Genomic DNA, 15,572 nt, shown 5'->3' on the forward strand with positions numbered 1-15,572 from the left:
AGCAGTATTAATTTAAAATTTTAATGTCATCAAAGTAATAAGTACTACCGTCACCAGGACGGCCATCGATAAACTCAAAGAATATTACAATTCGAACAAGATTGTTTCCTGGATTAAGCGCGGTAAAATCCCACTCTAATTCTTCCCATTCACCAGATGTTGTGGTATTGGCATCTAAAAACTTTCTAGCTCCTGCCGTGTTTCCAGCGTCTTCCAATTGTACTCTAATTGGAATACCTGACTTAGGCGAAAGAACCTTCATTCTAAATTTTCTAGAACCAGAGAAGGTAATAGGAGCGTCTAACTCAAGAACATTACCCGCAAAAAAGGCAGCTCCATTACTTTTCAATGATTCCCCAACATTAGCAGTTGGATTAATACCAGTTGGCATTGGGTTAGCAACTACTGCTGGTACGGCGCCTTCAAAACCAGTTAATCCATAATCAAGCGTTGGTGACTCAAATCCTACAGGTAGCGCTACTTGTGTAGCAGCAACATCATTAACATTGGGCGAAGGCTCTACTACTTCTTTATAATAATAGATATTATCAACAAATATGTTTGAGATTGTTGGAACGTTAGCGCTATTGTTAGATATGAAAAACATAAGTCCTATGGCATCACGTCTGCTTAACCCTGCAAATTCTCCTAGTGGTATATCAAATCCAACCCATTCGTTACTTCTCAAATTTGTACCGCTAATAACTCTACGTCCAGATATTTCATTTGCTGTTTGGACACCATTTAGTAATTGTAGTGTCAATTGATCACCTGGCTGAATCTCTTCTTGAACATTGATATCCACGTGGATATGTGTCATTTGTGAAGCATTTATCGGAGATACATCCATAAAGGTTCCTATACCGACAAAATTTAAATTAGTATAGTTTATTACTTGCTGACCACCTATGTTGATAGGCGGAGCACCACCTAAGGTCGTCTGTCCATCTCCATTAAAAAAGCCGTTGTAGTAATCTACAGGTACATTATTATAGGCATCGCTGAATACTGAAATAACATTTGCTTGATCCCTGTCAGGAGTAGGTGCTTGCTCAAAATCTCCTAAAGATTCTAAAGTGAGTGATCCCGCAGCATCAACACCATTTAATGATGCAGTGATCACTGTCGTCCCAGAACCTATCACATTTACATTTCCTGTTTCATCAATTACAGCCACTGATGAATCAGAGGAACTAAAGGTGAAGTAGGCTGGAGCGGCGATAACTGTGATATCCTCTCCATTTGCAGTATTTAGTGTTTGGGTTAATCCTGTAATAGCCGGCGAGGATCCTACAAACGTTTGTTGAACTACATCCTCACCGTTGAAGATTCTAGGTCTTGGCTGTGCTACTGTTCCTAAACTCTCAAATTGAACTGTGTCCAACCAAAAAGTATATCCATCACCATCTTCAGGTCCTTCTGCGTACCAAAGCAAGCCGCTTTCTTGGGTTAGTTTTGAAGCGTCTGGAATAGGAATTATATATTTTTTCCAATTTGTAGTTAATCGCAAGTTCTGACGAGTCACCAAATATTTTGCATCTCCAAAATCCTGCCCGAAGCCAATCTCATTTATGGTTCCAGCGGTTGTAGCTTTCGCGTAAAATGTTAAGGCATCGTACTTAGTCAAGTTCCTACCGCCATTAAGATCTTGAAATATCGCTCCTGCAAAGGCGCCATCTGGATCTCCAACATTAGGAACATCAAACCTCATGGATGCAGAACCTTCAAACACGGTTTGATTATCCACCGTAAAGGCGTCCAGCTTTGAACCTCCAAAAGGAAAGTATTCAAGGCCGACACTGAATCCATCAATGAATACGTCTGCGTTATCAGAGAAAAGAGCCTCTACGGCATCATCTGAAATCTCACGTTCGCAGGTCACTAAAGTAAAGGCAACCAGACAAATGGCGCTTAAACTTTTCCAATTTATATTATATATCTTTTTCATCATTGCTAATTTATTTTCCAATGTTTATATGAACATAAGTTCTTATTTCCCATTCAGATCCATTTGGGAATCCAACAGGGCTTATAGTAGGTTGATTGGCAAATTCTGCTGAGTTGTTAGGGCTATATCTTGGTGAGAATTGATCCAATGATCTCCAAGTTCCTCTTATACCCATCACTGTACTTGGTAGGATAAACCAGTCTGGTTTGCTTAAAGAATAAGAAAGGTCTAACATTAATTGAAGTGGGAAAGTCAGGTTAAAATCTCTATGATAATCGTATGGTCCCCAATCGTTCACCTTTACCTCAGAAATGAGCTTCATTTTGTTGTAAACGAGTCTCAAGTCACCACCGTATCGATAAATCAATCGTTCGCTATCACCATTAGGTTGACTTTTTCCGTAGTATAGATTTCCTATCAATGCTAACTCTGGAGAAATCTTAGAAACGATTCTACTATTTGCTTCCCATAAATCTTCTGCTGGAACTGAATCTGGGAATGGGAAGAAAGTTCTATTAGCATTAAAACCTATGTGAGCATCCTGCTTAGTTGGTAGGTGCCAAAAAACAAATCCTGCACTAAACGCCAGAGGAGCATCTTCTGTTCTATCATTTTCCCATTCATAAAACCAAGTTCCAGGAGTTGGATCAAATGTTAGCAACAATTCTCCTGCCGTAGTTTCACGGTTACCTCTTACGGCAAATGGATCGTCAATGACGTTTCTCAATCTTCCAGGTGCACCGGTATCACTAGGCATTGCCTCAACTAATGGTTTTTGATACAAAAAGTTGGGAGCTATTTGCCAATCGCCCATGGTGTATGTAAAACCTGTTAGGAAGTTGGACATATTACCGCTACCGATATCCTTAAGTCTCCAGCCTGTAAAGGTTTGAGTTTGATCAGCTCCACCTTGGGCAACTAATCCATTAACGCCACCTTGCGCATACCAATTGATTTTTCCACCTTGATAGGTGACTTTGGCTTTTGCACCCCAATTATCACTTGATTTTACTTTATCCTGAAATACAGTATAGTTTCCTGGCTCTCCTTTTACGTCCTGATAGGTCAATCCGTTTAATGGACTTCCAGCCCAAATACCACCCAACATGAATCCGAATTTTCCAACCTCTTTTTCGAGCACTAATGTTGCTCTTTCAGTAGGGAATGGTGGAATAATACCACTACGTAATTGGTTAGGATTAAGCTCTCTTCTACCATCATCTCCTAGAATAATTTCAGTTTCGACATCTCTGTGATAGATTCCCGTTACATCTATGCCAGATACATTTCTTCTGTATTTAAAGAGTGAGGTTGGATTTCCACCCCACCATAATTGTGGTCCAAAAGCGGCTTTTGCTCCATCCAAAACTCCTTTACCATCAATCTCGACTCCTAAAAACTCACCACCATAAATATCTAAGTTTGGTCCGTAGTTTGCTTCTGGATATAACCCAAAGAAATCCCCTTCATAACCCCAGTGGTAATGGCCTGTTCTGTAAAAACCACGAAGATCAAAGTCCTTTGCATTCCATTCAAACTCGGCATTGTAAACGTTCACTCTATTTACATCGTCAATAACAACGCGTTGGTTGGTATTATCAAGTGTGACAACCGGTCTTGCTCTATTTTCATAGAAGATTTCATTGATTGGGTTTTGAGCAACCCTTCCAATTACGTTGAAGTTTACTTCTGCCCTCATGTTCGCTGAAGGTTTTCCTTCAACTCCAATAAAATAAGATTGCATATGATCAAAACCTAATTCATCTGGGAATGCATTGGAATCAGGATCTGCTGTTTCAGGCGTCGTAATTAAAGAACCTCCTGTCGTAAATGTTGTAAATCTTGCCGACAAATTACTGATCGCCAATTTAGGGCCACTGCCTCCACCACCTAAGGCAGCTGCATCACCACGCGCTCTCAAAACTGCATCCATAATACTTATGCTGTCAAAGTAATTTTGCATCTTCTCTAGATTCATTCCATCAGCATATGGGTCTAATTGATGTACCTCCTTTAAAGCATAGTATGCAGCACGTGGATACAATTCATAAAGACCTCTTTCATTGGAATATCCTTTAGCAGCAATTCCAAACCACTCTTCATTCATATTTTTTGAAGTCCCATCAGTGTCCATGGCATAACCACCACTCAACCAACTGGCCTCTGTATTATGAATATCTAAATCTTCAGTTTGTCCACGTTTCCACCATCCATCGCTAAATTGAAAAGTAAATCCTCCTATGGAGTTTTCAGCTTTACCTAAACCAGCCGCGTTCTCATAAATTTCTTTCCAGTTATTAAACATGTAATAGGCCTGCATCTTTTGATCTTCCTTATTGTCAAGTGCATTGAACGCATCAGAACCAAATTCTGAAAACATCAATGGTTTACCCAACTCATTTTTAACTCTGTCAAAAGCATCTGCAAAAGAAACCCCACGATACATGTTTGTTGCGTATATATCTATGTCTGTACAATATTCTGCCACTAGATCCAGATAAAGTAAGTCACCATTACAAATAGCTACGGGATGTTGAGAATCCAACTTCTTCATTTCAAGAACGGCATCATTAAAAGTTTTGTACATAGCTCTAGCCCTAGTGATTACAGTACCTTCAGTTTCAATTGGAATATCCTCAGTTTCTGCACCACCCCAGGAAAGTCCGTAATTATTTTCATTTCCTAGCATGAATAACAATAATCCAGGGACATTTTTAAAGTCTTCAACCATGCTTTTTGTTTCCCTCATCAACAACTCCCTAGTTGCTGGATCATCATACTCTGTATTTGGGACCCATACTCCATCTATTGTCAATCCATAACGTCCAAAAGAGTGATTGATCATGGTGTAAATACCATAGTTCTCATAAATGTATTGAACCCATTTTGGTTGCATACCCACATAGACACGAATAGTATTTACACCCATGTTTTTGAGAAGACCCATTTCGCTATCTAGGGCTGCTCTTATAAAATCATCAGATTCTGCCCAGAAGTTGTAGGAATAATTTCTACCAATTGGAACATAATCCCAATTCATACCGTTGATAATAAAAGGTTTTCCATCGACTATCAATGTCTGACCATTTAAATCATCCATTATTGACACTTTCTGTACCTGCGAGTAACCCGCAAAAAATGAAAACATCAGTAAAATGCTAAATAGAATATTCTTCATGTGGTAAGTTGTTTTAGCGTTAGTAAAAATTAAATCTCTCAATATTGGTTTTTGAGCAATGAGTTCAATAGTTGAGTTGTATAAAGATAGCTTTAGCATAATTTTAAGAACAAATATGCACCACAACAAAAATCATACAAAAGAAAAATGCTGTAGTGATACTCTAAAAATAGCACACTTTAAATATATATATCGAATAAAGAGCGTAATAAAATTAAAGAGTCTCTAATAAAATTCTAAAAATCTAAATAATGTTGTGGTGATGTTGAGTTGAAATTCAACAGAAGTTCTGGTTTATATCTCAACAATGTAGCTTGTAAGACTTTCTTCTCGCGATAAATCCATTTTTTTACGCAAACGATATCGCTTTATTTCAACGCTTCTAGGAGATATATTTAATAACGGAGCGATTTCTTTTGAAGTTAAATTCAGTCTTAAATACACACACAATCTCAAGTCACCAGAAGTAAGGTTTGGATGTTTATCTTTAATCTTTTTGAAGAAATTCTTGTCAGCGTTATTAAAGGCTTCCTCGAACGCAATCCAATCTTGTTTGCTGTTCAAATTCTTGTCCAGCATTTTTTTCAATGACTTTGACTCGTTGGTAGTAGGCAGCGCTTCTAGCTCTCCTCGCAATTGATTGAGGCTCTCATTTTTCCTAATCATTGCCATTGTTTTGATCGCTAAATCACGATTTCTCGATTCAATGTCAGAATTGAGCTGTTTGTTTTTTAATTCGGCTATATCTTTTTGACTTTGTAATAGATCAAGCTCCATTTGTTGCCGTTGCTTCTCTAGCTCATAATCTCTTTTTCTATTGTAATACCATCTGAAAATCCGGCTTAATAAGAAAACCAAACCAATAATCAGGAATACATAAATTACAATAGCAACTTTAGATAAATAAAAAGGTGGGTTTATAGTGAATTGAAAACTAGATTCATCTTCTGCTTCAATGCCATTAATAACCGCTCTTATTCTAAAATTGTAATCACCATAACCTAAGTTTTCAAATAAAACAGAACCCTTCTCAAAAGGTTGGGACCAATTATCATCGTTGTTACCCTCAAGGATATATTGATATTTTAAATCACTGAATACATCATAGTCAGTAGTGTAAAAGAAAAATTCAATGGTACTTGTTGAGGGTTGTAGGCTATTAGGCTCTTGAAGTTGGAGTAACCTGTCCTCTCTTTTTCTGCTTTTTACCAATACCTTGCTAATTCTAATCTCATTGTTATTTTCTATCAAGTCTTTCCCTTCTAATATCAGGTAGCCTTGAGAAGTTGATATCAAATAATTTTGATTGGGTAACTGGATAAGGCTTTCATAACCTTTTGTTTCTGACCTATTGTAGTGAGGTATAAAAATGTTACTTGATTCATAAGAATCATTAATTGGTTCCTTGCTGAATTGCGTTAAAGACTTGTCAGAAAACATCCAGAATGAATCTTCTTTAGTTTTAATCATCTTGCCAGATGTATATCCATTACTATCAATCTGGGAGGACATAAATTCATTACGTATGAATTTATCAGTGCCTTTTGACTTAACGTAAATCCCTCGAGAATTCGAATAAACAATATCACCACCAAGTTGTATAACATCAGAATTGATTCCAATACCAACTGATTCTATAATTTTAATAGCGTTTACACTTCTAAAGTCGTCATCGACAAGAATTTCATAAAGTCCTTTATACTCATGGCCTACATATATAGTATTGTCGTCAACAACAATATCCTTTGAACTAATATCAAATCCTGCTACTTTATTTCTTTGTATCCATTCACCATTAATATTTTCTAACACATACAACCCAGTGTAATTGCCTTGAATTAAAAGATTGGGTTGATTTACTAAAGGCTGGATATCCCAAGTCCCAGCTTCACCTTCAATTTTGGTAGCAGTAGTACCATTAATAACAAACGTTCCCAAATTGTGAGCGCAAAACAGCGTGCCCTCTATATTCCTTAAATTCCAGACCTGACCATTAGTACCTTCTACAAATTGAAACTGCTCGCTGCCAGGCGGTTTTACATACAAACCTTGATTAGAGCCTAGATACAAATAGTCTTGGTAATAAATCGCATCATAGATAGTTCCCAATTTACCCGTACGATCAATAAAGGTTTTGATAGTGGAAGTAACGTTGATATAATCAATGCCGTTATCAAGTCCTAACCACAAGTTTTGATCTCTATCTAAAAAGACAGATAGAACGGTGTTATTTGACAACCCATTAGATTGATTAATTTGATATTCAATTGCTCCTTGATCATCAATTACAAGTAGTCCATTAGATATAGTTCCTAGTGCAAAACCACCATCCGGTAAAGTCACACTTGAATAAACTGTAACAGATTGTGAGAATTGGTTGGTGGAAATAATTTTTGGAATACCATCTTCTAGTTTATAAAGTGTATTGACATCTGTCACAAATGACAAACCGACATCTGTTTCGCTCATCCCAATAATAGCTCCGTCAATAGCCTCTTGACTTACAATAAGTCTGGGCTCACCACTTATGATCTGGTAAAGACCTTTATCAGATGCGTGAAAGAAAATTTGATTGCCAACCTTAAATAATTTGGTAATGCCTTCCATTTCAACTACCATTTTCAAGGTATTTTGAAGCGGATCGAAAGCGTAAATGCGGCTTAAGGATTGAATTAAAAGAATTGATTCACTGGACACAAGGTTCCAGAATTGCTCATCTTCCATTAGGGAAACTTGCAAATCCTCTACAATGGATTTGTAAGTTAAGGTACCATTCGCCTGTTTTTCCCAATACCCAAAATCCATATAGGCTCCAGAGTAAAGCCTACCGTCGTGCCATGCGACAGATCGCATGATACTCTCATTGGGAGTTGGATACAGATTCCACTGCTCTCCATTGTACTCTAGAAGACCTTGATTATTGGCAAAATACATTTTGCGATCTGCAGATTGCGCGACCATCCAGTTCTGGTTCTCTGCACCGTAGGCAGCAGGCGAGAAATTGCGAATGGGTGGCAATTCTTGACTTTGTACCGTCAAAAAGCTACAGCAAAAACAACATAGAAATAAAAATACCTTCAAGAAACAGTTTTGTCTAAAGCTAAGACAAATCTTAATATTTCAAGGTATTGGCAGATTCTACTGATTAAAACCTCTCAATTTAATGGCGGTCAGTACTTTCTTAGTATAAAGCGGGAAATCTGCATTTTGAATCCAACTATAATAACCTGGTTCAGATTCGAGAACATCGACAATTCGTTTTCCTTTATGCTTGCCAAAATTGAAGCACTCCTCACCTTTTTCATTATAGGCGAGCATTCCTGCAAAATCAACCGGCTTGCGCCTGGTAGAAAATTCGGCTAGGGATTTCATGTCATTGTCAAGTTCTGGATAGCGATCCAATTGCCCTTTTAAAACTTCATAAGTTGCGATTGTATCTGCCTCTGCGCTGTGAGCATCAGTAAGATCTTTGTCGCAATAGAATTTGTAAGCCGCGACGAGTGTGCGCTGCTCCATTTTATGGAATATATTCTGAATGTCGATCGCGTTACGATTTCCCATTTCAAAATCAACACCGGCACGCAGCATCTCTTCAGCGAGTAGTGGTATGTCAAAGCGATTGCTATTAAAACCAGCCAGGTCAGAATCCTTTATAATATTGTTTACCTCACGTGCAAGCTCCTTGAAAGTAGGCTCATCTTTGACCATATCATCTGTGATACCATGAACAGCAGTCGTTTCTGCAGGAATTGGAACCGTAGGATTTACTCTGTAAGTGAACGTTTTTTCAGCTCCATCAGGAAAAACCTTGTGAATGGAAATCTCAACAATTCTATCTTTTGAAATGTTGGTGCCAGTGGTTTCAAGATCAAAAAAACAGATGGGTCGGTTAAGGTTGAGTTTCATTTTGGTTATTTATTTTGGCTACTTTTAAAGGCTTGATGCTATTCAAATGATTTTTAATTGTGAGATCGATTGATAAATAGTTTGCTTTCGCGAAAGCGTACTCCACCAAAACCTCTCACCACTATTCAGGTTTTTAAACCTTTACAAAGATAACGGGTCTATTTGCTATATTGCAGTTAGCGCCAAAAAGATCCACAATGAAAAACATCATCGTCTGTTTTCTATTAATCTCCCAACTCATAGTCGCACAGGAAAAACCAAAAGAAACCGAAACAGCAACGGCAGAAAACACCGTCGAACTTAATACAACTTATTACAGTTTACCTAGCGGCGAGGTACTCACCGACTCTGGCCTGATCTATGTTACTGTTGGAAGTATGACGGGTTATTTGAGTGAATTCGAATTATTTTTTAGAAATCATCTCATCGACACTTATAACATAGGATACAAATTTTACGGTTGTTCCGTTACTGGATCTGAACTTGCGGAAATGACTAAAAGAAACAACGATATAAAAGATGTTTACGGTGAAAATTTTCTGAGCGTAGAGCGATCCAAAGCAAAAGAACTATTTGATAAAGGAATATAATGAGGCTTTTACTACTGACTTTTTTCATGTTATTCGCAACTAGCGATCAAGAACCTGATGGAATTGAAATAAGCGTGCGGCCAGAACATAAGAAAATCGTATACGTGGCTACTAATATTACTGACGAGCCACTTGATTTATTCTTCAAGGTACAAAGTGATGGTTTTAGAAGACGAGCAGATCGCCCTATTATTGCTACTATTCCGGCAAAATCATCCAAGGATCTGTTGACGCTGATTCCTAAAAAGGACGCAGATACTACACACACTTATATTGCAGTCGTCACTAAGCCACAGGATAATATTCAAATAAGAAAAACCGATTCTCTAGGACGTCAGATAAGACGTATTGAGCCTGATAGTTTGAAATCTAATTAATCGGTAAGTAACTCTTTGCGCAACATCACTAGTATAACCGCGAGATAGATCACGTAGCTCGCAAGATGTGCCATAACCACACCTTCACTACCATAGGTTCTAATTAGAAAATAATTGGCTACATAAAAAGATGCCAGGCTTACAACCTCTGCAATGGCATATCTTTTCAAGTCATTGATTGCTATAAAACGGAAGGCCAGCACCGTTGTCACCACTTTCACAAAATCACCAGCAAGTTGCCATTTAAACATAGGCAGCATTCCTGTAAATTCTTCTGAAAAGAGATAAGTCACGATTAGGTCTCTACTTAAATAGATCGCTATAAGTCCCAATGAAACAGGAATCAAAATTGTTTTATAAAAATGGAAAGCTGTGGCGCGATAGTTCTGGTGAGAGGCATCTTTACTCAACCGAGGTAAAACATACAGACTTACTAATGTGGTCACGAACATCATGTAATAGCCAGAGATACGTTGCAAACCTTCCCAATTCCCAGCGGTTACATCACCTAATGTAGAACGTACATCTTGTCTTACCGCAATAAAGGTTACTGGTATGAGCAAGGCGCTCAATAAAGCCATACTACTATAACTCATCAATGGTTTGAAACTGGAAATCGAAAATCCACCAGTCAGCAAACTTTTAAGTGAAATGTCCTTTTTCAATCTCCACCAGATGGTCATAGCAATGATGCATTGAATGACTGGCGTTACAACAATTGCAATCAACGCTCCATCTAACAAATAATTGGTTATCAAAATCACACTGGCTGCAAAAACAATCAGGTTGACTATAATATTGATAATCACAAACCGCTTATACCACTCAAAACCCTGCAACAAAGTACTAATCATGGTAAACAGAACATAAAAGGGCATTGTGATCGCAAGACCTCTGAAAACAAAACTATAGCTGCGGTCCAGGCCTATTAGATAGGCATCAAGTTGTGTTGCAGTGAAGAATACTAAGATCCCGATTATAAGTGTGGTGATCAAGGTAGCGATCCAGGCTGTAGAGAATATAGATTTGAGTTCTGCTGCTTCTGATTTATGCTGTGCCGCATAGCGTACCAGACCATTCTCCATTCCCAAAACGCTGAAGCTCTGTAGACCCTGAAAAAAATTGCGGAAATTCCCCATCACTGCCATTCCCGTGGTACCAAGAAAATTGGCGATAACCCATGACATCACGGCACCAGTTCCTATACGTATGACAATATGAATGGAATTAAATCCAGCTACCTTAAGCAATAGGTTGCGATTGAAGTATCGCAGCAACTGCCTCATGAAAACTCGTTTATGGCAATCACAATTTCTTGCACTTCATGATCTTCCAGCAATGGATGACAAGGTAAACTCACCTCTGTATTATGCAGGTATTGCGTTTGTGGGAAGCTTAGGTGATTGAATTCTTCAAATGCTTGCTGTTGATGCGGTGGTATCGCGTAATGGATGCTGGTTTGTATGCCTCGATCTGCTAGAAAGGTCACAAAAGCGTCCCGATCTTCAAGAAATACAGGGAAAACATGAATGGAATTTGATTCTAAAAAATCCGCAGCAGGAAGTTTTACTTTGGGATTTTCAATTTGTTCCATATAAACTCTGGCGATCTTTTTCCGTTTCTTGTTGTCATTATCGAGAAACAACAATCTGTTGTTGAGAAATGCGGCCTGCAGTGGATCCAGCCTGCTGTTGACTCCTTTGATATCATTCACAAATCTCGAAGTACGACCGTAGTTTGCCATACGCCGCGACATTACGGCAAGCTCTTCATCATTGGTAGTGATGGCGCCAGCATCGCCCAATGCTCCCAGATTTTTGGTTGGGTAAAAGGAAAAAGCGCTAGCCATACCACGGCTTCCAGATTTGTCACCATTTCTGGTGGTGGCACCTTGGGATTGTGCCGCGTCTGTGTAGATGGGTAGATTGTTCGCTTTCGCGAAAGCGTAAACCTCATCATCCACCAGCTTACCATAAATATCTACTACAACAGCAGCATCTATAGACTCCAGGTGGTTTTCAAGTACCTCCTTTGTGATAAGTAAATCGTGCACATCTACCGGCACTGGTTGCATGCCTGCTTCCACAATGCTTAAAAAAGTGGCTATATAGGTATGCGCCGGTACGAGTACACGTGCCTTTTCTGGAAGTCTGCCTAGTTGCTTTTCGGCGCGAAGGATAATAGTAAGGGCATCCATACCGTTACCGGTTCCTATACAGAAGTTGGTGCCGCAATACTGCGCATAATCCATTTCAAATCTCTTGACCGGTTCACCGCCTATGTAGATCCCGGCAGTTTGCAACTCCTGCAAAGCCTCCATGTCTCGCTGGGCAAAACGACTTTGCAAGGCCTTGAGATCCAGATATGGTATTTGAATGTCGATGAAGTATGGAATTAGGTTATCGTAAAAGTAATCAAGTATTTAGGAAAACGCCTGTGCGATACTGGATAGATTTTGTAGGGTATGATACCCTAGAAACAACGCGAGCCCAACATTAACGATCAATCCTATATATTTTTGAGTAGTTGCCGGCTCTCTAATGCTAAGTAAAGCCAAGACAAAACCTATAATCACCGTCACAAAAAATAGGGTGATCAGATACCCAACGATACTGTCAAGATCTGTGCTTCCATTTCTATTAACCACGGAAAGAATTAGAAAAACAACCATCAAAATGATGGAAAACACTGCGAAATGAAAACTACGTTTAGAGAAATTCATGAGCGCAAATCTAAGGTTAACTCGTGAACTGGTGTGGTAACAGCACCCAGCTGTTTTTTGAACCTCAACAATCCTTCATTAAGGCTGCCATCAGGGTGATTAACCGTTCCCAGGTCAACGTATTTCCTGCCTTGTTCTTTTGCTTCTTTAATGATTTCCAGATACAGAAAGTCCATGGCGTTCAACTCAAAACCTTTCTTATTTCCAGCAGCATATTGAATCTTGAGAATATGGTCAAAATCAAATAAGGTGATCCCAGCAACCAATTCTCTATTATACACAACACCGTATTGAAGTATCTTACTATTAAAATAGTCTTGTAACAATTGAATTTCTTCAATGTTATGGGTCGGCTTTGCTTGATGTCTCGACATCAGTTGAGGCTCTAGCAAATCGCTCCAAAAATCCTTTAGACTTAAATATTTGACCAACTTCAACTTTTCAAACTTCCCGTTGCGATAACCAATCGTTTTTTTACGACTAGGTTGCCAGTCATGAGTGAAATCAACCACTAGATCTACAGACTCCAAGCTAGTTTTAAAACCGCTGTTTTTGAGAATGGACCATTCCCAATCAAAATTAGCATTATAAAAGGGTGGCGGAAGTTTGAGTTCTAATGAATCAAACTGCTGCTGTCTTACATAATGGATAAGCTCTGCTAGTATTTGATCGAATTGGGATTCCTCTCTGTCGACCAATAGACTAGCATAGGTCAAACCGCGGTGGCTTTTCAAAACCTTATTTGATATATGTGCTGGGAAACAAGCTACTAATTCATCTTCATTCCAGATCATCAGACTGTGATCTACAAATCGGTCAGCGTGGTATTCCATAAAATCACGCTCATGAAGGAAACAGCCACTTGCCGATTTTCTTATAAAATCATCCCATTGGTTTTTGTAGACAGATGTGTAGCGAGTAATGTTCAACAAATGAGATTTGAAATACGAATATAACGGACTTCATATTAAAGCCCATCGATGCTACTACTTACATCTGATCTGGAACCTCAATACCCAACAATGCGCAACCGCTTTTGATTACACGGGCTGTTTTATAACACAGAAGAAGTCTGAAGTGCTTCAAGTCAGCATCGCTTTCTTCAACGATTTTTGGAACATTTTGATAAAAACTATTGAACTCTTTTACAAGATCGAAAAGATAGTTGGCTACTAGCGCCGGACTATAATTACGCGCTGCAGAGGCCACAGTTTCTGGATACTGCTGTAATAATTTAATCACTGCAAGATCTTTTTCGATCAGCGGCAAGTCCACAGCAGCTTGCAAAGCTTTATCGTTGAAATCTGCTTTCTTTAAAATGGATTGGATTCTGGCATGCGCATATTGAATGAAGGGACCTGTATTTCCTTGAAAATCTACTGATTCTTTAGGATCAAACACCATGCTTTTCTTGGGGTCTATCTTAAGCATGAAGTATTTCAATGCACCCAACCCTATTATGTGATACAATTTTTCTTTTTCCTCAGTAGATAAGCCTTCCAATTTACCTTGTTCCTGAGCAATCTCACGGGCTGTATCTGTCATTTCCTGAATCATATCATCAGCATCCACAACGGTTCCTTCACGGGATTTCATCTTACCAGATGGCAGTTCAATCATTCCGTAACTCAAGTGGTACAGGTTGTCTGCCCATTCGTAGCCCAGTTTCTTCATGATAAGAAACAACACCTTGAAATGATAATCCTGTTCATTTCCAACCGTGTAAACCATACCATCCACATCATGATCTCGCACACGCTGGATGGCAGTACCTATATCTTGCGTCATGTAAACTGCAGTACCATCACTACGTAAAACGATCTTTTCATCTAAACCATCGTCCGTAAGGTCGATCCATACTGATCCATCGTCTTTTCTATAAAATACGCCGGTATTAAGTCCATGAGCAATGACATCCTTGCCTAATAAATAGGTGTCACTCTCATAATACAAACTGTCAAAAGTTACTCCTAGACTGCGATACGTCTTGTCAAATCCAGCATAAACCCAACCGTTCATCATTTTCCAAAGCTTGACAACCTCATCGTCTCCATTCTCCCATTTACGCAACATTTCCTGCGCCTCTAGTATGGAAGGTGCTTGTTTTTTAGCCTCTTCTTCAGGAATGCCATCTTGTAATAATGCCGCTACTTCTTTCTTGTATTCCTGATCAAATTTCACATAATAATCACCCACTAATTTATCGCCTTTTACTCCGGCAGATTCTGGAGTGACTCCTTCACCGTATTTGAGCCATGCCAGCATGGATTTACAGATGTGGATACCTCGATCATTAATGATTTGGGTTTTAACGACATACTTACCTGTAGCTTCTAGAATCAAAGCCGTGGAATATCCCAGAACAATATTTCTAATGTGACCTAAGTGTAGAGGCTTGTTGGTATTGGGAGAACTATATTCTACCATCATACCAGGCACATCGCTATTTACAGGTGTAGTTCCATAATTAGGGTCCAGCAAAATTGTATTGAAATCCTGCAAAAAAGCTTTGTAGGACAAGGTCAGGTTCAAGAATCCTTTGATTACCTCAATATCAGACACCAATTCACTATCAGTTCTCAACCGCTCACCTATTTGCTTTCCTATGACCGCAGGATTACCTTTTATTTGCCGTAGCATTGGAAACACCATAACCGTATAATCGCCCTGCTGATCCTTTCGCGTAAGCGATATATCCACTTTTTCAAGTGTTACATCAAACAGCGATTTGACAATTTCAATCGTACTTTTTTCCAGTTGTTCCGGCAGTGTCATAGGTCAATTATAAGCGCACAAATATAACTATTATGAAAGGCTTGCCCACGCGCACAGACTAAGATTGTAACTTTGC

General features: G+C 38.9%; 11 protein-coding genes. 2 read left to right on the plus strand and 9 right to left on the minus strand.

Annotation, left to right across the window (positions count from 1 at the left end):
• Positions 1 to 7: 7 nt before the first annotated feature.
• The 4 genes from BLO34_RS08155 to BLO34_RS08170 form a co-directional block, all read right to left on the minus strand.
• Positions 8 to 1,948, minus strand: a complete 1,941-nt coding sequence (locus BLO34_RS08155) for a carbohydrate-binding protein (RefSeq protein ID WP_197672882.1) — start codon at positions 1,946 to 1,948, stop codon at positions 8 to 10.
• A gap of 10 nt (positions 1,949 to 1,958) precedes the next feature.
• Positions 1,959 to 5,126, minus strand: coding sequence for a glycoside hydrolase family 2 TIM barrel-domain containing protein (locus BLO34_RS08160; protein ID WP_090756556.1), 3,168 nt, complete (start codon positions 5,124 to 5,126; stop codon positions 1,959 to 1,961).
• A gap of 294 nt (positions 5,127 to 5,420) precedes the next feature.
• Entirely contained in the window at positions 5,421 to 8,207 is a 2,787-nt protein-coding gene (locus tag BLO34_RS08165) for a triple tyrosine motif-containing protein (protein WP_157686738.1), read from the minus strand.
• A 57-nt stretch (positions 8,208 to 8,264) separates the two neighbouring features.
• On the minus strand, positions 8,265 to 9,032 hold the full coding sequence (locus BLO34_RS08170; RefSeq protein WP_090754321.1) for a 3'-5' exonuclease: 768 nt from the start codon (positions 9,030 to 9,032) through the stop codon (positions 8,265 to 8,267).
• 197 nt (positions 9,033 to 9,229) lie between these two features.
• On the opposite strand from BLO34_RS08170, the gene BLO34_RS08175 reads away from it, so the two are divergent.
• Positions 9,230 to 9,622 (plus strand): hypothetical protein, encoded by a 393-nt coding sequence (locus tag BLO34_RS08175; protein WP_090754323.1) that lies wholly within the window; start codon positions 9,230 to 9,232, stop codon positions 9,620 to 9,622.
• Positions 9,622 to 9,999: a hypothetical protein gene (locus BLO34_RS08180; RefSeq protein WP_090754325.1), complete on the plus strand. Its 378-nt coding sequence runs from the start codon at positions 9,622 to 9,624 to the stop codon at positions 9,997 to 9,999. Before BLO34_RS08175 ends, BLO34_RS08180 begins: the two co-directional genes overlap by 1 nt.
• On the opposite strand, the gene BLO34_RS08185 is transcribed toward BLO34_RS08180, so the two are convergent.
• From BLO34_RS08185 to argS, 5 genes are all read right to left on the minus strand, one after another.
• On the minus strand, positions 9,996 to 11,285 hold the full coding sequence (locus BLO34_RS08185; protein ID WP_090754327.1) for an O-antigen translocase: 1,290 nt from the start codon (positions 11,283 to 11,285) through the stop codon (positions 9,996 to 9,998). The genes BLO34_RS08180 and BLO34_RS08185 overlap by 4 nt on opposite strands.
• On the minus strand, positions 11,282 to 12,346 hold the full coding sequence (locus tag BLO34_RS08190; protein ID WP_231959437.1) for a DegT/DnrJ/EryC1/StrS family aminotransferase: 1,065 nt from the start codon (positions 12,344 to 12,346) through the stop codon (positions 11,282 to 11,284). Before BLO34_RS08190 ends, BLO34_RS08185 begins: the two co-directional genes overlap by 4 nt.
• A 75-nt stretch (positions 12,347 to 12,421) precedes the next feature.
• Positions 12,422 to 12,721: a hypothetical protein gene (locus BLO34_RS08195; protein ID WP_090754331.1), complete on the minus strand. Its 300-nt coding sequence runs from the start codon at positions 12,719 to 12,721 to the stop codon at positions 12,422 to 12,424.
• Positions 12,718 to 13,650, minus strand: coding sequence for a hypothetical protein (locus BLO34_RS08200; RefSeq protein WP_157686740.1), 933 nt, complete (start codon positions 13,648 to 13,650; stop codon positions 12,718 to 12,720). The genes BLO34_RS08195 and BLO34_RS08200 overlap by 4 nt, the downstream gene beginning before the upstream one ends.
• Positions 13,651 to 13,711: 61 nt before the next feature.
• Positions 13,712 to 15,496, minus strand: a complete 1,785-nt coding sequence (argS, locus tag BLO34_RS08205; protein ID WP_090754335.1) for an arginine--tRNA ligase — start codon at positions 15,494 to 15,496, stop codon at positions 13,712 to 13,714.
• Positions 15,497 to 15,572: the final 76 nt, after the last annotated feature.

The organism is Nonlabens sp. Hel1_33_55 (genome assembly GCF_900101765.1).
Classification (GTDB): domain Bacteria; phylum Bacteroidota; class Bacteroidia; order Flavobacteriales; family Flavobacteriaceae; genus Nonlabens.